At 56.6% G+C, this 16,903-nt stretch carries 29 protein-coding genes; 25 read left to right on the top strand and 4 right to left on the bottom strand.

Going from position 1 to position 16,903, the window contains the following annotated elements:
- The first annotated feature begins 207 nt into the window (after window positions 1-207).
- The 8 genes from LT948_RS15940 to LT948_RS15905 all read left to right on the top strand — a co-directional run bounded on the left by LT948_RS15940 (window position 208) and on the right by LT948_RS15905 (window position 5,164).
- Entirely contained in the window at window positions 208-804 is a 597-nt protein-coding gene (locus LT948_RS15940) for a hypothetical protein (protein ID WP_010792747.1), read from the top strand.
- Window positions 801-1,040, top strand: coding sequence for a hypothetical protein (locus LT948_RS15935; RefSeq protein ID WP_010792746.1), 240 nt, complete (start codon window positions 801-803; stop codon window positions 1,038-1,040). The genes LT948_RS15940 and LT948_RS15935 overlap by 4 nt, the downstream gene beginning before the upstream one ends.
- Before the next feature lie 65 nt (window positions 1,041-1,105).
- Window positions 1,106-1,396, top strand: coding sequence for a hypothetical protein (locus LT948_RS15930; RefSeq protein ID WP_019484842.1), 291 nt, complete (start codon window positions 1,106-1,108; stop codon window positions 1,394-1,396).
- A 15-nt stretch (window positions 1,397-1,411) separates the two neighbouring features.
- A complete protein-coding gene (locus LT948_RS15925; RefSeq protein ID WP_010792744.1) occupies window positions 1,412-1,813 on the top strand; it encodes a hypothetical protein in 402 nt (133 codons plus the stop codon).
- 94 nt (window positions 1,814-1,907) lie between these two features.
- A complete protein-coding gene (locus tag LT948_RS15920; protein ID WP_232197092.1) occupies window positions 1,908-2,657 on the top strand; it encodes a hypothetical protein in 750 nt (249 codons plus the stop codon).
- Between the two features lie 3 nt (window positions 2,658-2,660).
- Window positions 2,661-3,242 (top strand): hypothetical protein, encoded by a 582-nt coding sequence (locus LT948_RS15915; protein WP_010792742.1) that lies wholly within the window; start codon window positions 2,661-2,663, stop codon window positions 3,240-3,242.
- A 61-nt stretch (window positions 3,243-3,303) separates the two neighbouring features.
- Window positions 3,304-3,915 (top strand): hypothetical protein, encoded by a 612-nt coding sequence (locus LT948_RS15910; RefSeq protein ID WP_010792741.1) that lies wholly within the window; start codon window positions 3,304-3,306, stop codon window positions 3,913-3,915.
- Between the two features lie 73 nt (window positions 3,916-3,988).
- Window positions 3,989-5,164, top strand: coding sequence for a phosphoadenosine phosphosulfate reductase domain-containing protein (locus LT948_RS15905; RefSeq protein WP_010792740.1), 1,176 nt, complete (start codon window positions 3,989-3,991; stop codon window positions 5,162-5,164).
- Window positions 5,165-5,289: 125 nt separating this feature from the next.
- Here LT948_RS15905 and LT948_RS15900 read toward each other — a convergent pair whose 3' ends face one another.
- Together LT948_RS15900 and LT948_RS15895 are read right to left on the bottom strand one after the other, a co-directional pair.
- Entirely contained in the window at window positions 5,290-5,490 is a 201-nt protein-coding gene (locus LT948_RS15900) for a hypothetical protein (protein ID WP_021018457.1), read from the bottom strand.
- Window positions 5,491-5,498: 8 nt separating this feature from the next.
- Window positions 5,499-5,714, bottom strand: coding sequence for a hypothetical protein (locus tag LT948_RS15895; RefSeq protein WP_010792739.1), 216 nt, complete (start codon window positions 5,712-5,714; stop codon window positions 5,499-5,501).
- Window positions 5,715-6,072: 358 nt separating this feature from the next.
- Here LT948_RS15895 and LT948_RS15890 point away from each other — a divergent pair, with 358 nt between their 5' ends.
- The 12 genes from LT948_RS15890 (at window position 6,073) to LT948_RS15835 (ending at window position 13,037) form a co-directional block, all read left to right on the top strand.
- Window positions 6,073-7,185 carry a hypothetical protein gene (locus LT948_RS15890; protein ID WP_038405156.1) on the top strand — a complete coding sequence of 371 codons (1,113 nt, stop codon included), beginning with the start codon at window positions 6,073-6,075 and terminating at the stop codon, window positions 7,183-7,185.
- A gap of 85 nt (window positions 7,186-7,270) precedes the next feature.
- Window positions 7,271-7,867: a glutathione binding-like protein gene (locus LT948_RS15885; RefSeq protein ID WP_010792737.1), complete on the top strand. Its 597-nt coding sequence runs from the start codon at window positions 7,271-7,273 to the stop codon at window positions 7,865-7,867.
- Between the two features lie 41 nt (window positions 7,868-7,908).
- Window positions 7,909-8,163, top strand: coding sequence for a hypothetical protein (locus LT948_RS15880; RefSeq protein WP_019438022.1), 255 nt, complete (start codon window positions 7,909-7,911; stop codon window positions 8,161-8,163).
- Window positions 8,164-8,450: 287 nt separating this feature from the next.
- A complete protein-coding gene (locus LT948_RS15875; protein ID WP_021018455.1) occupies window positions 8,451-9,080 on the top strand; it encodes a hypothetical protein in 630 nt (209 codons plus the stop codon).
- 233 nt (window positions 9,081-9,313) lie between these two features.
- The gene (locus tag LT948_RS15870; protein ID WP_010792735.1) at window positions 9,314-9,595 is read left to right on the top strand and encodes a hypothetical protein; all 282 of its coding nucleotides are present in this window, start codon (window positions 9,314-9,316) and stop codon (window positions 9,593-9,595) included.
- An 82-nt stretch (window positions 9,596-9,677) separates the two neighbouring features.
- Window positions 9,678-10,058 (top strand): hypothetical protein, encoded by a 381-nt coding sequence (locus LT948_RS15865; RefSeq protein ID WP_010792734.1) that lies wholly within the window; start codon window positions 9,678-9,680, stop codon window positions 10,056-10,058.
- Window positions 10,059-10,078: 20 nt separating this feature from the next.
- Window positions 10,079-10,543, top strand: a complete 465-nt coding sequence (locus LT948_RS15860) for a hypothetical protein (RefSeq protein WP_019438021.1) — start codon at window positions 10,079-10,081, stop codon at window positions 10,541-10,543.
- A gap of 23 nt (window positions 10,544-10,566) precedes the next feature.
- On the top strand, window positions 10,567-11,136 hold the full coding sequence (locus LT948_RS15855) for a hypothetical protein (protein WP_010792732.1): 570 nt from the start codon (window positions 10,567-10,569) through the stop codon (window positions 11,134-11,136).
- A gap of 60 nt (window positions 11,137-11,196) precedes the next feature.
- Window positions 11,197-11,475, top strand: a complete 279-nt coding sequence (locus tag LT948_RS15850; RefSeq protein ID WP_010792731.1) for a DUF5983 family protein — start codon at window positions 11,197-11,199, stop codon at window positions 11,473-11,475.
- A gap of 106 nt (window positions 11,476-11,581) precedes the next feature.
- The gene (locus LT948_RS15845; protein ID WP_019438019.1) at window positions 11,582-12,082 is read left to right on the top strand and encodes an Arc family DNA-binding protein; all 501 of its coding nucleotides are present in this window, start codon (window positions 11,582-11,584) and stop codon (window positions 12,080-12,082) included.
- A 58-nt stretch (window positions 12,083-12,140) separates the two neighbouring features.
- Window positions 12,141-12,806, top strand: coding sequence for a hypothetical protein (locus tag LT948_RS15840; protein WP_010792729.1), 666 nt, complete (start codon window positions 12,141-12,143; stop codon window positions 12,804-12,806).
- Window positions 12,807-12,839: 33 nt separating this feature from the next.
- Window positions 12,840-13,037: a hypothetical protein gene (locus LT948_RS15835; RefSeq protein WP_010792728.1), complete on the top strand. Its 198-nt coding sequence runs from the start codon at window positions 12,840-12,842 to the stop codon at window positions 13,035-13,037.
- A gap of 46 nt (window positions 13,038-13,083) precedes the next feature.
- Here LT948_RS15835 and LT948_RS15830 read toward each other — a convergent pair whose 3' ends face one another.
- Window positions 13,084-13,905, bottom strand: coding sequence for a glycosyltransferase family 2 protein (locus tag LT948_RS15830; protein ID WP_010792727.1), 822 nt, complete (start codon window positions 13,903-13,905; stop codon window positions 13,084-13,086).
- Between the two features lie 168 nt (window positions 13,906-14,073).
- Here LT948_RS15830 and LT948_RS15825 point away from each other — a divergent pair, with 168 nt between their 5' ends.
- Genes LT948_RS15825 through LT948_RS15815 form a run of 3 tightly spaced genes read left to right on the top strand, consistent with a single transcriptional unit; the run spans window position 14,074 to window position 15,032 of the window.
- Window positions 14,074-14,361 (top strand): hypothetical protein, encoded by a 288-nt coding sequence (locus LT948_RS15825; protein ID WP_054888504.1) that lies wholly within the window; start codon window positions 14,074-14,076, stop codon window positions 14,359-14,361.
- Complete coding sequence (locus tag LT948_RS15820; RefSeq protein WP_010792725.1) at window positions 14,354-14,653, top strand: hypothetical protein; 300 nt, start codon at window positions 14,354-14,356, stop codon at window positions 14,651-14,653. The genes LT948_RS15825 and LT948_RS15820 overlap by 8 nt, the downstream gene beginning before the upstream one ends.
- The gene (locus LT948_RS15815; protein ID WP_010792724.1) at window positions 14,646-15,032 is read left to right on the top strand and encodes a hypothetical protein; all 387 of its coding nucleotides are present in this window, start codon (window positions 14,646-14,648) and stop codon (window positions 15,030-15,032) included. The genes LT948_RS15820 and LT948_RS15815 overlap by 8 nt, the downstream gene beginning before the upstream one ends.
- Before the next feature lie 9 nt (window positions 15,033-15,041).
- Here the strand turns inward: LT948_RS15815 and LT948_RS15810 are convergent, their stop codons facing one another.
- The gene (locus LT948_RS15810) at window positions 15,042-15,329 is read right to left on the bottom strand and encodes a hypothetical protein (protein ID WP_170831735.1); all 288 of its coding nucleotides are present in this window, start codon (window positions 15,327-15,329) and stop codon (window positions 15,042-15,044) included.
- A 108-nt stretch (window positions 15,330-15,437) separates the two neighbouring features.
- Between LT948_RS15810 and LT948_RS15805 the strand changes: the two genes are divergently transcribed.
- Window positions 15,438-16,301 carry a hypothetical protein gene (locus LT948_RS15805; RefSeq protein ID WP_019438016.1) on the top strand — a complete coding sequence of 288 codons (864 nt, stop codon included), beginning with the start codon at window positions 15,438-15,440 and terminating at the stop codon, window positions 16,299-16,301.
- Between the two features lie 86 nt (window positions 16,302-16,387).
- Complete coding sequence (locus LT948_RS15800; protein WP_010792721.1) at window positions 16,388-16,897, top strand: hypothetical protein; 510 nt, start codon at window positions 16,388-16,390, stop codon at window positions 16,895-16,897.
- Window positions 16,898-16,903 lie beyond the last annotated feature (6 nt).

Raw genomic sequence — 16,903 nt, 5'->3', positions numbered from 1 at the left:
TGGGGAAACCGCGCAAACAGGCCTTACAAAGCGTGGCTCTCTGAGGTCAAGCGCCAGCTCGGGCACCCGCTTAACGCCCCCAGGACTGACCTCAACAACCGGCAAATCGATTTCTTGCAAGATCAGTGATCATTCTCTCCCGCGCCGGTTCTGGCACACCGTCAGCCCCCTGAAGATTTCCTCAGTCCACTCAACTGAGGAAGTCACATGAACAACACATCCGTCAGCGCCGGCCTCGGCTTTATGCGTGCCGCTTTCAACGGTATAGGCAAATCGGTCGGTGATCGGGAACGCTCCAAACTTCTCCATGAAGCGATGGAAATCGCGATCAAGGGCAAGATGGCCTTTGATCTGGATGACGTTGAGCCGATGAAACGTTTGCAGATGACCACTTCGGTCGGCGTTTTCCGCCCCTTCTCGGACCACAACTACTTCACCGCATGCCTGGCAGGGGGAACGTTTTGCCGGCTGTGGGAAAAGGCCTTCGACTTCAAACCATTCAAAGCCCCGCTGGTTGCGATATCGACTTCCGAAGTCCTGAAAGACAATCGGGTTGCACCAGGTGTCGCACTGCTGGTGCCCGGCGATGACACCGACCTGATGATGCCTCGATTCCAGGACCTGCAGGTGTGGTGGTGCACCAGTCTCAGTACCAGCAAAGACACGATTACCCTCAGTCGTTATCGACTGACAGAGGACCGTCGTTACCCGTTCTCCCGTGAGGGGCATCCGGCAAACCTCAAGCGCCTGACCCGGGCAACCTGGAAGGACTTCGTCTGCGGCGCAAATGGTGCTGAGCAATGATCCCGCTCTACCCAGCGCTCGACCTCCCCGCTCTTGATGTAGCTCGTTTGCGCCGGGGGCTAGCCGTGCAAACCCGGATTTTCTTCGCCGACAGCATTCCTGGGAACAAGGCAAAGGTCATTCGCTTTTGGGATACCCCAAAGGGCGTCTTTGTCCGCTGTAACTACGGCAAGAACCAGGGTGGGCAGTCGTTGCTCAAGACCATGCCAGCCAACGTGCTGGCCCTGGCCGATTAGCTCACGGCTTCCGGCACGCGCTCGGTCTCCCGAGCATAGACCTGATCAAATACGAGTACGTTCGAATGATTTCTACGATTCCGCCCAAATCCCAGCTCGAAGAGCTGATCGGCGATTCCCAGAACCTCACTGTTGGCCGGCGTGAATTTGCTGTTTCAAACATCCGCCGCGAGGGCGATCTTGGTCTGTTTGCCACGTTCAAAACCAAACGCGCGGAGTTCATTGCGATGAACATTCCCGCCCGTGTCATCGGGCGTCCCAACGCCGAAGCCTGGAGTGTGCTGTCCCTTCGTAACCGAGGGAGCAAGATTGTTGACTTCGCGATCGATCAGGGCCGCGTCCTGGTACTGGTGTGACAAGAGGAAATGCTCATGCTGACCATCTTCATGGCGTCTGCATCGCTGGCTTGTTGGGTATGCACCGAACGAACGGCTCAGCGAGGATTCGGATTCACCCCTGCGAAAGGTCTGGCAAAGCTGATCGACAACGTGCCTCATCTACTTGCGTTCGTCGCCTCGGCCGGCCTGGCAGCTCAAAGCCCCATCCTCGGTGTTGTGTTGTTGGCCATGCACAACGTGGTTTTGCTACTGCTGGCTCTGATGGTGAGAGCCGACACCTTGGATGCTCGATCCCCACGGCTTCGAAAGCGCAGTGATGCGTTGGCAACAATGGACGGCCGCCGTATCTGGAGGCTTACCTCCATGTACACCACGATCCTCATGATTGTTCTTGGAGTGCCGGCGTTCTCGCTGCTGCTGCACCTGCTGAACTGAGCCGACGATGGCCCACGAAATATAGGCCACCCACTTGGCTGGTGACACACACCGTCCAGCCTCACCATGGGACATCGATTGAAGGAGTCACCTCATGAGTACCAAGATCAATCACGGCCGGATCAAACGCCGCGCAACCCTGGAGCAGGCACTTGCCGAGCTTGTACGGATATGCCCTGCTTTCATCCAGGAAGCTCGCAAGGCGGTGGCTACCGTCATTGCTCGAAAGCTCGCCTTCGGCCGGGACCTGGCGGAGAACTACTGCCTTGTCGATGAGGACCGCAATCGCTGGTCCCGAAACCATGTGTTAGGCCAGATCGAGGACGCCTACCGTAATCAGGACAATACGATCAAAACCATGAATTGGGACTTCATAGGTTCGGTATCAGTTTTGCCGTTCCGCGGTGATGTTCTGATGCTGACGTATTGGCGCAACCATGCGCCGTTCGCTCGCCTGATTGAAGACGCGGGATTCACTGACTACCACTACCAGAACTCAACCGACAGGCCTGACACAATCAGCGAAGCTGAGTGGGACACCAGGAGAGATGCGTGGGATGAGGCACTACCCACCGGCAGGGCAGTCGATGTCGCTTTCGAGTTCCAGCTGGTGGATTGGTACGACATCATTTCCGCAAGATATGACGCCGATCTGATCCGAGCCTGCGCTCCCAGCGAAAAGGCCCGCAGGGAGCGAGTCGCTTACCACCTCACGGAAATCGAACAGTTCCACGGATGTGATACGACACAAGGCGCAATGCGCATTGTTCGCAAGGTTCGAGAGATCTATCCAGATCGGGTAACGTCGATTCATCTTTGCGCAACGCCGCTGCAGGAGGTGTGAAGCATGCCCAGCCCGTTATTTTCGCTGTTGCTCAACGCCGCACTACACAGTGCCCAGCTCCGCGTCTGCCGTGCGATCTACTCTGACCTTTTTGGGACGGGAAGCCTGTATGAGCCTCGCCTACAAGGTTACTACTCCACCCTGGACCTGGCTCGAAAGGCTATTCAGGAACTTGCGGATTACTGTCGACGGCAGAGCATCAATGCGAGCAGCCATCCATTGTTCGACTCACTCGACTTGAAGGATGAATTTCTTGCCCGTGTAGAGCTAGGACGGGAATTCGTCCTGGACGATATCACTCCCAGCCAGATCTATGAGACCGGGGAGAAAGGCTGGATCGTTCAGTTCCAGGGCTGGATGCTGCGTCGAGGCAAGCTGGAAGAGATGACCGACAGCTACGGTCTACCAGCGTTTGCTCATCCCCTGGTGCTGATCAGCCCAACTGGTGAGCGCCACACTTTAGAAATGCCCGACGCTAGGATCGAGCGCGCACGTCTTGCCTATTCGCTGATAATGGGCACCGAATATGTGGGCGACGATGGACTTGGAAGCGACCCAGAACATCCGTTCGAGCGAGTGGCCTAGCCGCTTCTGGCACATGCAGCTGCGGGAGATCCTGTTGGCCTCTTACCAATAGGATTAGACCATGCCGTTCTACAGACTTCCCAACTCCAGCGAACCACATTCTGTCCCGCCTCTAACCACTGATTCCATGGATTTCCGGGCTTACTGGAAGGGCAACGAAGCCATTCTGATTGCCCGGCCGGGGCGCGGGCTCATCCTGCGCTGCCCAGAGAGCCCGCACTTCAAAGAGGTCAACTTCATGGTTGGAGGTGAAGTCTGCTCTGCACCACTCCATGAAGATGGTCTGATCGACGTTGATGAGATCGGGTGCCTAGATCCCCGAGGTTGGGACTTTGAAGGAGAGGGATGGGTTGTTCGGCAGTTGAACAAGCCTGAGCTCATCGACATTCGCCTAAGACCCTACGGGGAGGTCAGCGACCTGTACTTCGAACATGATGACTTCGAGATCCGCGACCCAACGCTCAGCGAGTGTGGGCGCTTTAAGGTTGAGCCCAGACATTACGGGTTCATGAAGATTTCGCCCGACGATACCCTGTGGTACCGGCCTGTTCCACAAGGCAGCCTTGTGGTGACCCCCACGCAAGTAGTTCTCATGGATGAATCGGGACAGATTCTTGCTGCGAGGGACATCGACGCGATCCCGGTACCTGGCGAGGAAGAAACGCCAGTCTGAACCCTGGCCTGCTTCTGGCACACTTCCAACCCCTTGATCCTGTGACCAACACTTTCATCACAGGATCAACGAAATGTCCTTCCTGCGCCGCTTCATCAGCACCACCCCTGACATCGACAGATTGCTGGCAGCGAATGCTGCAGTTGCTGTCGGAGTCAGCGGTGGCCAAGACAGTCAGGCTTGCCAACTGGCCGTACACGAACATCTCAATTCGATCGGCCATACCGGCCCCCGCATTGCCGTGCATGCGGACTTAGGCCGTGTTGAATGGGATCAGAGCCTTCCGAAGTGCCAGGAGATGGCAGAGTTCCTGGGATGGGAGCTTCTGGTCGTGCGTACCGGCAGCGGCGACATGATGGATCGCTGGTTGACGCGCTTTGATAACAACGTGAGGCGCTACATCGACCTCGAGTGCGTTCAGATGATCCTGCCCTGGTCTACTGCCTCGATGCGTTTTTGCACTTCCGAAAAGAAAGCAAAACCGATTGCGAGCGCCCTCAAGAAACGATTTCCCGGCCAGGACGTAATCAACGTGGTGGGTGTGCGACGCGAAGAAAGCGCGAACCGGGCAAAGCAACCCGTAAGCAAGCCGGATAGCACGCTGGTCACCCGGGGTAAGGAGGGGGCGACCTGGAACGCGATCATCGATATGAAGCGGGACGAGGTGATCGACTTCATCGAGTCATACGGACTGGCCAGGCACGTCGGCTACACCACCTACAACATGACCAGGATTAGTTGCGCATTTTGCGTGCTTGCTTCGGCAGGGGACCTGAAGTCGTCGACTGGGTATGAAGGGAACCACGACATTTACAGGGAAATGGTCGGGCTCGAAATCGCATCCACCTTCTCGTTCCAATCCGGTAAATGGCTGGGAGACGTGAGGCCTGATCTCTTGACGCTAGACATGCGCCAGGCTCTGGAGGATGCAAAGCGTAAGGCCATCACCCGCCAAAATGCGGAGGCTCGCCTTCCGAAGCACTTGCTGTATGTGAAGGGATGGCCTGTTGCGGTACCTACCCACGGGGAGGCCGAACTGCTTGCCGAGGTGCGATGCACTGTTGCCGATGAACTTGGCTTGGCCATCAACTATCGAGATGCACAAAGCATCATCGTCCGGTACGAGGAGCTTATGGCCAAGGCCGCGGCGAAGGGTAAGGGCCTCTCCCCTACTTTCGAACAGCAAGCCTCAGGCCTGCTGATTCCTGTTCAGCAGATCGATGCACAAGAACACGCCTGGCCCTTCTGAGGCCAGGCTCCCTATCTCAACGGCCACTGGCATTCGAAAGTCAGCCTAACCGCTGGCTTGTTCAGGCATTCGGTAGATCCTCTTACATCGACTTTCGATGGGGCCAGGCTGGGCTGTCAAAATTTCTACTCTACGGTTTGGCCGGATTGATGCTGTTCGCACGCTTGAATGGCAGCATTCGTTGCCTGGATGACCTCATCCAATCGACGGCGAATTATCGGTAAATCGCCGATGGTGAGAGCTCCACCAATTGCCAACACTGAACTCAATTCCTTCGCGGCCTGTGATGCCTCGGTTTCCAGAGATCCGGGTTCTTTTGTGCTCATGAGCTTTCCTATGCCAACGATTTGTTCAGACCGTCACGGAGGCAGTGCGCCTGATCCTCATAACGATCGGAGCGGTCCAGAATCTGTCCGCAGGAATTCGTGATCTGCCAGAAGCAGTCACCTGTTTCAATCTCGTCAACTAACAATTCAAGCATCCGACTGTTGTCGACCTGTACGCTGTAAGCGACCTCAAAACCATCTAATTCTTCACGCTCGATGCTCATTGGCTTTTTCCTATGTGATGAGATCGCCGAGAGTGCCACCTTGATCTGCCAGAAGCCTCGCTCCAGGCATTTCGCTGAACATGCTCGGCAGCGACTTGGAGGGTCAGTAGTCGGCGGTTTCCTCAGTAACTGGGAGCCAGGATAACGGCAGTTCGCCCAGTCCCCACTCCATGTACCGATCATCTCACAGCGATAGGGAATGCAACCTCATAACAAGGCTCCAGACACCGACAACTCCTACCCGAATGTCAGTCGGCAACGGTAACTAGGGTATGGATTCCAGACTGCGGCTTTGGTTTGGGCTTCCGGGTATTGAATGGCAGGATCGCTACGCTTCTGGCACTGGCCGTAAGCACGCATGCTGAATGCGATCAATTACTACGGCCACAACATGAAAAGCATCATCGCCATTCTTCTAGCCGGCATCTCCATCAACTTGGCTGCCTCCCCCGCTCCGGTGCCGGCGGACGATCCGCGCCTTCAGCCTGCAGCAGTGACGTTCCTCAAACCGTCTGAGGATGGCGGATTCCCTGAAATCTACATCGACGGCTATATCCATCAGCCAACGGTGGAAGCATTCAAGCGCGTCGGCAATCTCAATGGGGCAGGCCTGGGAATGGTCTACTTCAACTCGCTCGGCGGGGACCTGGTTGCCGCAATTGAACTCGGCCAACTCATTCGAGAACGAGGCTTTTCAACGAGAGTAGGCCGACGAGGCTCTGCGGGCACTCCACAACCTGGTCGCTGTGAGAGCGGTTGCCCATTTGCATTCGCTGGGGGGCGCTTTCGCTTCCTGGATGAGGATTCGAAGATGGGCGTACACCGTTTCTATCGGGCTGCCGGGCAGCAAGCAAACGACCTGTCATTGGCGCAGGTCGCGTCGACACTGATCGCAACTCACCTCAGCGCAATGGGAGTTAGCCTGAGTCTAATGGACCGTATGGTCTCGGCTGGTAGTGAGAGCATGCGGTATCTGACTCCGCAGGAGGCTTATGACCTGGGCCTGATCAATGCGGGTGAACTGCCGGCGCGGTGGGGTATCGAAGAGGTCCAGGGAGCCATCGTACTGGTGGGGACTCAGGAGAAGGTGCAGGGTACAGGTAAGATCGCCTTGGCCTGCAGTCAAGATGCCAGTGTCGAACTAGCTGCCCTTTTCAAGTCCTGGTACTCCCCTTCGCTGCTCCGGAGAATGGATACCATCACACTCACTGTCGATGGGGCTCCGACCGGCCAAGCCTTGGCCGAATTGAATCCTGAGCTCCGGAACGGATTCCTGACATTCACAACAGAACCTTCCGCAGAGCAATTGATGGCAATTTCGCGAGCCAGGACTGTTGGGTTCCGGTACGGCAAATCCGGGACTGATCTTCGGGCTGGATTCGACGTTGAGGTGGATGGCGCCTCGTCCATGATCGGTAGCTTTATTCAGCTCTGCCAAGGGAAAAGGCTACGACTGGCTGCCCGGCTTTGATTGGATTATTTTTCGCGGATGGTTCTGGCACACACCAACCAAGCTGAAAATTTCCCCATCGCAAACAACACCTCGGGGAAAAGCCATGAGCAAACTGAACACCCTAACCTTCTTCTCCAACAGCACCTGCTACCTCTCCCATATCGTTCGATTGGTGCTGGCAGAAAAGGCAATCGACGCTCGCATCTTAGATGTCGCAGTACCAGCCAATGCACGATTGATGGCTCAGTTCGGTTCCACGATGCAGGCACCCGCGCTGGCTGAGCGCGACCTCGCACTTCATGAGGTGGACATGGTTGTCGAGTATCTGGAGGAGCGCTACCCGCATCCGGCGCTCTTACCCAGCACCACCGTTGCCCGCGCCCATACCCGCATGCTGGCTCGCCGTATCCACCGGGAACTCTATCCGCTCTTGGACAAAACCCAAGATGGTTGTTCCGATTCGCGCAAGGAACTGGCAAGCACTCTGCTGGCGCTGGCACCGCTCTTTGAGCAGAAGAAATACTTCATGAGCGACGAACTTTCGGTCGCTGATTGCACCCTCGCCCCTCTCCTTTGGCGGGTAAAGTCCCTTGGGATAAACCTGACAAAGGTTCGCGGAATCTCCGAATATTGCCAGCGCATATTCAACCGCCCTAGCTTCATCGCCAGCCTTTCCGAGCAAGAGCAAAAGCTGGCTTAAGTCCTATGCGGCCTCTCTGAGGCCGCACTACTGGTGCCGCCATGAAAATCTGCAAGAAGCTACACCTTGCTCTCGACAATGCAGCTCACGCCGTTGCTGTAGCCCCCGAAGTCCATAGCCACTACAAAGACCCGCCACCGACCTCGTGTGACAACATTCGCTACTGGATTTTGGCTTTCATTGACGGTCTGATCGGCGATCTGCCGCTGCACATCCTTCGATGCAAATTCTCGGCACTGAAGCAAAAGGCGGCTGCCCACCTCCGCGCCCTTCTACACCAGTTCAATCAAAAGTGACCAAGCGGGTTCAATGAGTCGGCTTGTGTGAGGTTGAACCAATTCTCGACTCCGCGATGCTTTCCTGGCGGCTCCCGTGCCATTCCGGTCCCTGCTTTGGGGGCCTGAATTTGAACCTGCCGTTCACTTCCCCATTTGGGACTAGAACATCCCCCGCTCTGCTCACGTGCAATCTTCAACCGCCTGCCTCGGTAGACAGGGGTTGGAAAACGGGCCATTACAGTGCTTCTGGCACACTCAACCGGCGGGGAAGATGGTTCCAATTACACACCACGGGGAACCTGAAGATGAACGTACCTGCACCTATCACCGAGAAGGAAGCGGACATGATCGGCCTGTCCAGCATGCAGGCCACCTACGCAGCCTTGGAAGCAATCTGCGGCGACCATTTCCACGACAGCTATGAGAAAGCGCGCATCGTCTTCAACAAAGACGGTCGGTTTACTACGGTCATGCGGGATGGCCAGTGCGTTGCGCACATGGCAGGCCGATTTTCGAAGCAGGAGCTTCGTGACGCACTCAAGGGGAACATCAAGGATCATGGGCGCTATGTTGCCGGCAAGATCAAATCGATCCTGGAACAGAAGCTTGTCCTGCCTGATACCTACCTGTTCCGAATGGACATCGAGGACGACCTCCGCTGGGTAGATTCGATCCGGAGTCGCCAATTCTCCGCCTGGGTGGTTCCAAAGGTTCCGGACAATGACGATCCCAAGCAAGTGCGAGCTGAGTTCCGATTCTGGATCGCCGAAGCTCGCGCAATCATCTTCGCCGACAAGGGCAAGGCCTGGGCCTGGCAACACAAGGCCATCGTTACAGACGGCCTGCAGCATCCGAAGGCAGACACGCACGAGGAGCTGGCCCACCTGGTCGCGGATACTTTCAACAAGGCCGTGGAGCACGCCGGCTGGGACTAACTCTGGCGTGTTGACATGCATTTGGGCAGCAAGCGCGTGCTGTTGCCCCCTGCATTTTCCCCTCCCCTAATGGCCGGGTTCTGCACCAAACCTGGCCAACTCTCCTCAATCACACCCTTGATATTCATCGGGATGAGGGCCGCCTTGAATTTCAGCACCCTCACTTCACTTGAATCCCTTCCCACAATCGGAACACTGGCCACCGCCAGTACGTACTGTTATCCGGAGCTTCAATGCCTTCCACACAACTCGAAGCCTATGTGGCACAGCATGGTTCATCCCTGGACTTCGCCGGCGAACGCATCCAGGTTCGAAATTTCATCCAGCGCACGGCCGAGTCCGTTACCGCCGAGTTCCTGGGTAGCCGAAACCTCTACCTAGGTCGTTGCGACAGGCTGGATGACGATGCCAGTAGCTCGAGTCATTCCGAAGTTTGGGAGCTAATCCGGATTTCCGGTCGAGGTAACGTCGCCGGAAGGCTCAAGGTGGAGAACCAGACGATCACTCAACTTTGAGTCCCCCCGGCTCAGCCGCCTGGGGTTCTGGCACGCCCTGACGCGCTTGAAGATGTCTCCAATCCAATAAGGGAGCATCTCCATGTCCACCAGCAACCAGGCGTTTGAATACTACACGCGGTGCATAGACCTTCATGACGGCGAGTCCGCACGATCAAAAGGACAAGCCATCAGCGACTTGGTCGAGGCTGCGCGCAAGATCACCTTCAAATCGCTGGCGAAGCACGTCACCGGCCTTGAGGAACTTGAGCAACAGCTCGGTTACGGGCGTGGACTGCGTCTGCGGGACGATTACCACGTCACCTACTGGAAGGGCGTTTACCGCGGGGAGCCTGTTTACTTCCTGATCCACTCCGCCATTGAGCACGTATTCATCCGCCCTTCGTCCAGGGTGGCGATCCGAGACGTGATCCGAGCCGAAACCGATCTTCAGAACGCATTGTTGCAGCGCCTCGCTGCTTGACACTCTCCAGAGGAGGCATGATGACCACTACGCCAATCACGCTCGTCTTCAACACTGATGACGGCCTCGATGATGCCGTCATGGCTGAAGCCTATGTGCTGACTCCCGATGGCCCTGCCCAGGTCCTGGTCGATACCCAGAAGCTGCGGGGCGCAGCCGCAATTCAGTTTTTCTACCGCTACCCCAATGCCAAGAAGTATGGGCTCAGCCAATGCGCCTGCCATGCCGGGGCTGCAAGCTTCGCTGCGGCGCATGGCTTCGTCACGACCAATATGTCGCTGAAGACCGAGGACTCACTCGACGATAGCGGCGATCACATCGAGATCACCGTAAACGCCCCCAATGACTCATTCGTGGGAGGCGGCGAAGAAGCACTTCAAGAGTGGGTTGGCTTGCACTATCGGTCTCACTTCCCAAGCCTCGATTCCACCCGCAAGCAGGCTTACCTGCAGCGCTACGTAGAAATTCACCACCAGCACCTCTGATCAAGTAGCAAGGACCACTCGCAATGAATGCAACGCAGTCGAATTTGGCCCTTGAGGTGCTTCAAGGTCTGGTGGATGCGATGAACCAAGACGAGGATGGCGATTTCCTTCTGTTCGGTTCGAACCTTCCACTGATCAATCAGGCTTTCGCGGTTTGCGGATATGCCCCTGCAGCCGTGATGGACAAAACCGCCCGGAACATCGACATCCTCACTCCAGGTTTCCGCAGAGAGGATTGCCCGCCCGGGGAAGCCTATCCTGACTGGTTGAACGCTCAGCTACTCGCAGCCCACTCGGAGATCACTGCATCTCTTGCAAGTGATCAAGGTCCAAGAACAATCCTTGTCTCGCGGCCGCTGCTCGAGGTAGCTCTGGCCAACCTGGCATCCACCAGTCCCAAGGTCGCAGAGGTTCATTCAGCGCTGTACCTCCACCTCCGGGCCACCCGGAAGTACGAGCCAACGTACGTCAAGACCTGCATCCCTCTACTCGACGAGATTTGGGAGCATCTGCCGAAAGACAGCTTTGCAGAACAGCGGGTGGCTGATGCGATTGGGGGCCTGATTGAGAAGGAACCCTGTCTTCAGGACTGACCCTCCATAGACAAGGTTTTCAAGACCCTTGCTCTCCAACCAACAACTGAGACTAGCCCGATGCCTGCACCAACAATTCAAGTCACGCGCCTATCCTGCCTGCACCTGGACAAGGAAACTTTCGACGTGCTTGCCAAGCACGGCGACGACAATGATTGGCTGGTATGTGCGGTGTACCAGGACGGAATGTTCCTCTACATCGAAGACCTGCCTGAGACCGTCCCGCAAGCTCTGCGCGACATCCGCCACTGGCTCAATACGCATAATCGTCTCGGATGGGTGCGCCTGGACGAGCAGTTCGATACCGTGGAAGGACTCGCCGTTTACGACCAGAGCTAAGTTCAGCCTGGATTACAGCTCAGATGTTTGGCGGGCACTCCGCCAGCTCGACCGGCACAATGCGTACCACGGCCACCCTTGGCCGTGGTACCACAGAAGTAGGAGTATGGACGAAGCGATGAAGAACAAGGACAGCAACTCCCGTACCGCCCCCAAAGTCATGGTCCGCCTCAACAGCCAGTGCCATGAAGGCCTCACCGACCTCGCCCAACAGCATGGGAGGAGCATGAATGCAGAATGCGTCATGGGCCTCATCTCTTGGCTTGACCACCAGAAACGCTGCGCAGTGATCCGCAAGATGCTGATTTCTCAACTTGATGAAGCGGACGTCGCGGTGCTTCTGGCAAAACTGCCTGTCGTCACCGAAGAGCCCGGCCTGGCTTCGGACAAGATTTCGACCATGCTGCGCTACACCCCTTACATTCGGGACCGAATGGCAGAGCAAGCCAAATCCCATGAGGTGAGTGTCCACAGCATGCTGCTCACAGCCTTGGCGTGGTGGGTGAATGTCTCGCGCCAGGTGAACGCATTGCTTGAAGCGATTATTGACCAAGGAGGAGCACTCCAAGCTCAACTGCTCGATCAACCAGCTCGATCCGCTGCCTAGGTTCTGCCACGCCTGACCTCATGGGGTAATGGCTCCAGTCACTCACTGGAGCCACCTCATGTCATCCTCCCGCTCTATCTGCCCCCGCACTCAAAGCGCCGCTCTTGCCCTCCGTCGAAACTTCGTTGTTGGCCCTTCCTATGACCAGCCAATTGTCGAGATCAACACGATCCCAGCGCGGGTAATCGATATCGCTGCACGGCAGAAATCCTCCGGTTTCGTTTGGATGGACTACGGCCAAGAGGTGCTTCAGGTCGCAACCTATGACGGCAACGGATTGGTTTGCTTGGGCAATGATATCGCTGGACCGAAAGCATCACCGGAGTCGCTGCTGGTCTACGCAGAAAGCATCTACCCAACAATGCGCGTAACGAGCACTCCTGCAGTGCCTGTAGCCGGCATCGCTTCGTTCTACCGACCTGACCCTGCTTTTCGAGGTCCGATAGTTCCTCTTGAGGTGAGCGATGACCGAATGGAAGCGCTGCTGCTCAGCAACAAGATGATTTTCTCCTATCAAAACTCTGACCACTTGTCGTCCAGCGAACTCGTTGTCCAAACGTTGCACCTCCTCAAAACCAAGCCAGAGGGATGTGGCGGGTGGGAAGCCCGGGTGGCGGCTCGAATCCAGGCGCTAGGCGATGCATTGAGCTTCTACGAAGGGGCGGTCAGGCAGGCGGTGAAAAATGATGACGAGAGTGCTCCTGGCACACCGGCAGCGGCTTGAGAATTTCGATAAATCTTACAGAGGTACTACCCCATGATTCTGCGCGTTCTCGCTGTCATCGCCTTTGTCCTACTCGCTTCCGGCCTTCAATTCTTCGTTGTGGAGTACGGACACTGGGCAGAGTCCAACATTATCGTCGGCATCTCCATTGCTGCCCTGATCTGCGCGTTCTTCGCCGGTGGACTGTCAGCCTTGAATGATCAGGCCGCCCGCAAGCGTAAAGAAGGGTAAGCGGGCATGTTCTTGTGGGGCGTGAGCCCCACACTCCCCTAATCGTTCAAGCAGGCATGACCGGGTGATTTTGGTGCTGTTGCACAAAGTCGTGATAGTCCCCCTCTCCCCCACCTAACAAGAACGTATCGTAGGCCCGGCTCATGGCAATCCGCGAGCGGTACATTCGGATCAGTGCAGCCTCAATTCCTGGGCAGCCGACTTCCTGTGCCAGCCAACCCGCACGAACCACTCCTGACCGATAAGCCGAGGTGAAGGAGCAAGCATTCTGGGCACAGAAGGAGTGTGGGTGGAGCCTCACTCTGTAGTCAGCATCCACTACTGGCAGCCGCCCTCCCGCTAGGTGCAAAAATGCGATGCTCGCAACTACGTCTTCAGCAATCGCCGCTGGATAGAGCCTGATCCAGTTCCTGGGAGCCGCACAAATGACGCTGCCATAAAAATCCAACAGTGAGCCCAGCTCCAGCGTTGGGGACTGAAAGCGCTTCACCTCCTCCCCTCCTCGGACATACACAGTCCTTAGAGCGACAGCAGGGGTTACTTTCAAAGCCGAGATCACGGCCTCGACGAACCCATCCGATACATCATCATCTGCGTCCATCTGAACAACGTGACTTCCTGACGCAGCTACAAGTGCTCTTGTGCGCGCCGCGGCCGGCCCGGTTCTAAATGCTGGCGGACAATGTACAAGACGAGGATCGCTAGGCAGCCTGGTACGTAGGTCGACACCATCATCAGACGCGAGAACGACCTCGATTTCGTTGGCGTGATCCTGGCCCAGGAGTTTGCTGATAAGCCCTGGTAGCCACTCCTCCGCCTCACATGCAGCGATCAGATAAGAAAGGCGTCGAAACACAGTATTCCCCATTCAGTTCCCGGCTTAGGCCGGCAACGGAAGTGTCCACAAACTACCTAGTTGCTACACGCCAAGTAGGTGTGCTGTTTTCCAACCTATTCGCGGTCCCGGTGTACCACTCTTCGCTTCTGCCACTCCCCTAACCCCCTGATCATGGCTAGACCAAATAGGAGCCATGACATGCAGCAAATCAGCCTCACCCTCCCCAGGGATTTGAAATCCTCCGGCGTTGTCCCAGCACTTGAATGTCCAGTCCAGCCTATGGACCACGTGATCTTCACACCTCATGACAAGTCCCTGCTGAAACCGACAATTCGTGGACGAGTAATGAACACTCTGCGCACCGCCGCGGGAAACTGGCGATGCGCAATCGTCCTCCAGGGCGAGCCATTCCCCAACGGCAACAGCGTGAACGTTTACTCCCATGAAGGATGCTTTGATGTAGTCGAGGGGCACTTCAATGGTTAAGAGGACCCCAGCTCCAGGCTCCGCAGCTGAACTGATTGCACAGCAGGGTATCGAGGCGCTCCGCGGCCGGCCCCTGAAAGATGGCAACACAATCGTGTACATCGCCAACACAGAGGTTGATCGGCTCCAGGCGGAGGAGAAGGAAGATCAGGAGAGCGGCGAATTCCTTTTCCCGGCCTGGAGGAAGCGAGTCTACGGTGGGGAATCTCCCGACGCTCAGATGGTGCGCTGGGTGAACCTGAATACCGTTTTGCCGACCCAGGATCTGATCGAAGAGGACCATCATGGTTGATCGAAAAGCGCTGCACCTGATGGCACGGAATCCCAGGCTTCACGCCCAGTATGTTCGGACAGGACGTGTACCTGAGTTCAAGAAGCCGGAAAGCCCTCTCATCACGCTACTGGAGTCGATCAATCCACGTGACAGACTGGCCATCACAGCCGTGGTGATCGGCCCGGCATTGGGCTATAGCGGGCGGCGTTGTTTTCAGAATGCCGCCCAGGCCCTGAACTGGCTCAAACCCCAGTACACGGCAGCAAGCTACCCGAGCGAGTCCTGGCGGATCAAACGATTCGCCCAACGTCTCGGAATCGACGATCTTGCTGAGTGTGCTCAGGTTCCGGAAGGGATCATCAAAGAGTGGAACCGGAGGCATCACCCGGGCCGCTGATCGGCGGCCCTACCTTCTGAGTTCGATTTCCCAGGTGCCCACATCCTTGCTGCCGCCTTCCTGCTCGCACCAGTCTCCGTCCATGAGGTTCCCCTCTGGTGCGCATAGGGTGGCCTCCCCAACAAATCCATCTGCTTCTGGCCAGTACCGCAAAGAGTAGATGCCGTCCTTCAGGTGTCCCCGATATGTGGAGGGTTGCCCCTTGCGGGTGTATTCGATTACCACCTCTTCGTCGCGAAAAATAACGACGCATGGCTCAGATTGCCCGCCGGCGCAGCCGTTGAAATAGGTTGTCATGAGGGAATTCGGGTAGCGCATATTTGCAGCCTCAAAACCATACGAATCCTGATCATAACCGGCTGGTGGCACACTCAGGGCGAGTCACCATTTGCATGAATTCTGCTCATGGAGCTCAACATGCAAGACGCCGCCTTCACCCCGCCAAGCTGGATGACCCCCTACAAGGAGGGAAGCCGAGTCGGGTACTCCCAGGCTGTTATGGCCTATGCCGACTACTACAACCTCGATGGCAGTGCTGATCTGGAACCGGAATGTGAGGAGCGGCTGCCCGTACATCGCCGCGAGATGGTCTCCTACGCAAGCAGAACTGGTACCAAGCAGAATCTTGCCGCCATGCGTGAGGCTGGCTGGCGACTGCTGGTGAGTCCAACTGGAGTATTACGGACGGAAGATTTCCGGTACTGCCTGGACAACGGCGCTTGGACAGCATTTCAGCAAGGACGTCCATTTGATGAGCGCGCATTTGGGCGAGCAATCGACCTGCTCGGCGAGGGAAGCGACTTTTTCATCCTGCCTGACATTGTGGCCGGTGGGATGAGATCACTGGAGTTCAGCCTCAAATGGAAGGAACGACTTTCAGGGATTCCCACCCTGACTTTGCTGGCGGTGCAAGATGGCATGGAGCCCGACGATGTACGAGAGTATCTCAACCCGGCATGCGGAATCTTCCTTGGTGGGTCGACGGAGTGGAAGTTGGCAACGGCCAACGCATGGGGTGTCCTGGCAAGACGAAGGAACTGCTACTACCACATTGGCCGGGTGAACAGCGCGAAACGAATCCACCTCTGCGCAGCCGCGGGCGCGCATTCGTTCGATGGCACCAGTGCTACCCGTTTCTCCAAAACGTTGCCCAGACTTGATGCCGCCCTGGATCATGCAGAACGGCAGGTGGATTTCTTTTCACCTCAGGCGAAGCCAATGGGTGAGACAGATTTCGACTGCGGGTGGCCCTTCAAGCTAACCCGTTAGACGCTCTGGTTGTGCTGAGGACCCTGGCACACAACCGTCACCCTCAGGATTACTCCATCCAACAAGGCCTTCATCTGAGGTAGATAATGCAACCGATTCAACGAGACCAAACCCAAGACCAAAGCTGGACACCGTTTTATTCGAAGTGGCGTCATGGAGGCTGGTACGTATCCAATCTTCGTTACCCAAGCGGGGCTTGCGGCTGCGTCAGCAACAACTATCCGGACGGTAAGTGGCGTATTGTCTGTGACCGCCGCCGCACCGACTTGGGCAAGGAAGGCGACTTCATCTTTGAGACTCGAGATGGAGCAGCACGCGCCGAGTTCGACCTGGTGCAGAACATAATCGCCGAGCAAGCTCTGCAAGCTGCGCTGCAGGATGGATACCTAACCTGGGGTGGATCGCCTGTCACAGGTCCTCACCTTCCACACGGGCTCAGTGAAGCGAGCCAAGTCGAAGTGATCTTCCGCAACGGCCAGCGGCACACCGGCAGTGCACAGGCCTTCGGTTGGAACCACAGTGGTTACAACCCACACGCTCAAATCGTGGCCTACCGTGTGGTGGATACTACGGCCCACTCTCACTTTGCTGGCTGATTCCAG

Origin of the sequence: Pseudomonas sp. CP-1, from assembly GCF_021213715.1 — a bacterium.
GTDB lineage: Bacteria > Pseudomonadota > Gammaproteobacteria > Pseudomonadales > Pseudomonadaceae > Pseudomonas > Pseudomonas aeruginosa.
Note: the sequence above shows the minus strand (reverse complement) of the source record. Positions and strands in the feature narration are given on the sequence as shown.

Excerpts from the sequence above, each read along its gene's own strand:
- LT948_RS15940 (WP_010792747.1), top strand. The coding sequence starts at position 208 with ATGAACAACACATCCGTCAGCGCCGGCCTCGGCTTTATGCGTGCCGCT.
- LT948_RS15935 (WP_010792746.1), top strand. The coding sequence starts at position 801 with ATGATCCCGCTCTACCCAGCGCTCGACCTCCCCGCTCTTGATGTAGCT.
- LT948_RS15930 (WP_019484842.1), top strand. The coding sequence starts at position 1,106 with ATGATTTCTACGATTCCGCCCAAATCCCAGCTCGAAGAGCTGATCGGC.
- LT948_RS15925 (WP_010792744.1), top strand. The coding sequence starts at position 1,412 with ATGCTGACCATCTTCATGGCGTCTGCATCGCTGGCTTGTTGGGTATGC.
- LT948_RS15920 (WP_232197092.1), top strand. The coding sequence starts at position 1,908 with ATGAGTACCAAGATCAATCACGGCCGGATCAAACGCCGCGCAACCCTG.
- LT948_RS15915 (WP_010792742.1), top strand. The coding sequence starts at position 2,661 with ATGCCCAGCCCGTTATTTTCGCTGTTGCTCAACGCCGCACTACACAGT.
- LT948_RS15910 (WP_010792741.1), top strand. The coding sequence starts at position 3,304 with ATGCCGTTCTACAGACTTCCCAACTCCAGCGAACCACATTCTGTCCCG.
- LT948_RS15905 (WP_010792740.1), top strand. The coding sequence starts at position 3,989 with ATGTCCTTCCTGCGCCGCTTCATCAGCACCACCCCTGACATCGACAGA.
- LT948_RS15900 (WP_021018457.1), bottom strand. The coding sequence starts at position 5,490 with ATGAGCACAAAAGAACCCGGATCTCTGGAAACCGAGGCATCACAGGCC.
- LT948_RS15895 (WP_010792739.1), bottom strand. The coding sequence starts at position 5,714 with ATGAGCATCGAGCGTGAAGAATTAGATGGTTTTGAGGTCGCTTACAGC.
- LT948_RS15890 (WP_038405156.1), top strand. The coding sequence starts at position 6,073 with ATGCTGAATGCGATCAATTACTACGGCCACAACATGAAAAGCATCATC.
- LT948_RS15885 (WP_010792737.1), top strand. The coding sequence starts at position 7,271 with ATGAGCAAACTGAACACCCTAACCTTCTTCTCCAACAGCACCTGCTAC.
- LT948_RS15880 (WP_019438022.1), top strand. The coding sequence starts at position 7,909 with ATGAAAATCTGCAAGAAGCTACACCTTGCTCTCGACAATGCAGCTCAC.
- LT948_RS15875 (WP_021018455.1), top strand. The coding sequence starts at position 8,451 with ATGAACGTACCTGCACCTATCACCGAGAAGGAAGCGGACATGATCGGC.
- LT948_RS15870 (WP_010792735.1), top strand. The coding sequence starts at position 9,314 with ATGCCTTCCACACAACTCGAAGCCTATGTGGCACAGCATGGTTCATCC.
- LT948_RS15865 (WP_010792734.1), top strand. The coding sequence starts at position 9,678 with ATGTCCACCAGCAACCAGGCGTTTGAATACTACACGCGGTGCATAGAC.
- LT948_RS15860 (WP_019438021.1), top strand. The coding sequence starts at position 10,079 with ATGACCACTACGCCAATCACGCTCGTCTTCAACACTGATGACGGCCTC.
- LT948_RS15855 (WP_010792732.1), top strand. The coding sequence starts at position 10,567 with ATGAATGCAACGCAGTCGAATTTGGCCCTTGAGGTGCTTCAAGGTCTG.
- LT948_RS15850 (WP_010792731.1), top strand. The coding sequence starts at position 11,197 with ATGCCTGCACCAACAATTCAAGTCACGCGCCTATCCTGCCTGCACCTG.
- LT948_RS15845 (WP_019438019.1), top strand. The coding sequence starts at position 11,582 with ATGGACGAAGCGATGAAGAACAAGGACAGCAACTCCCGTACCGCCCCC.
- LT948_RS15840 (WP_010792729.1), top strand. The coding sequence starts at position 12,141 with ATGTCATCCTCCCGCTCTATCTGCCCCCGCACTCAAAGCGCCGCTCTT.
- LT948_RS15835 (WP_010792728.1), top strand. The coding sequence starts at position 12,840 with ATGATTCTGCGCGTTCTCGCTGTCATCGCCTTTGTCCTACTCGCTTCC.
- LT948_RS15830 (WP_010792727.1), bottom strand. The coding sequence starts at position 13,905 with ATGGGGAATACTGTGTTTCGACGCCTTTCTTATCTGATCGCTGCATGT.
- LT948_RS15825 (WP_054888504.1), top strand. The coding sequence starts at position 14,074 with ATGCAGCAAATCAGCCTCACCCTCCCCAGGGATTTGAAATCCTCCGGC.
- LT948_RS15820 (WP_010792725.1), top strand. The coding sequence starts at position 14,354 with ATGGTTAAGAGGACCCCAGCTCCAGGCTCCGCAGCTGAACTGATTGCA.
- LT948_RS15815 (WP_010792724.1), top strand. The coding sequence starts at position 14,646 with ATGGTTGATCGAAAAGCGCTGCACCTGATGGCACGGAATCCCAGGCTT.
- LT948_RS15810 (WP_170831735.1), bottom strand. The coding sequence starts at position 15,329 with ATGACAACCTATTTCAACGGCTGCGCCGGCGGGCAATCTGAGCCATGC.
- LT948_RS15805 (WP_019438016.1), top strand. The coding sequence starts at position 15,438 with ATGGAGCTCAACATGCAAGACGCCGCCTTCACCCCGCCAAGCTGGATG.
- LT948_RS15800 (WP_010792721.1), top strand. The coding sequence starts at position 16,388 with ATGCAACCGATTCAACGAGACCAAACCCAAGACCAAAGCTGGACACCG.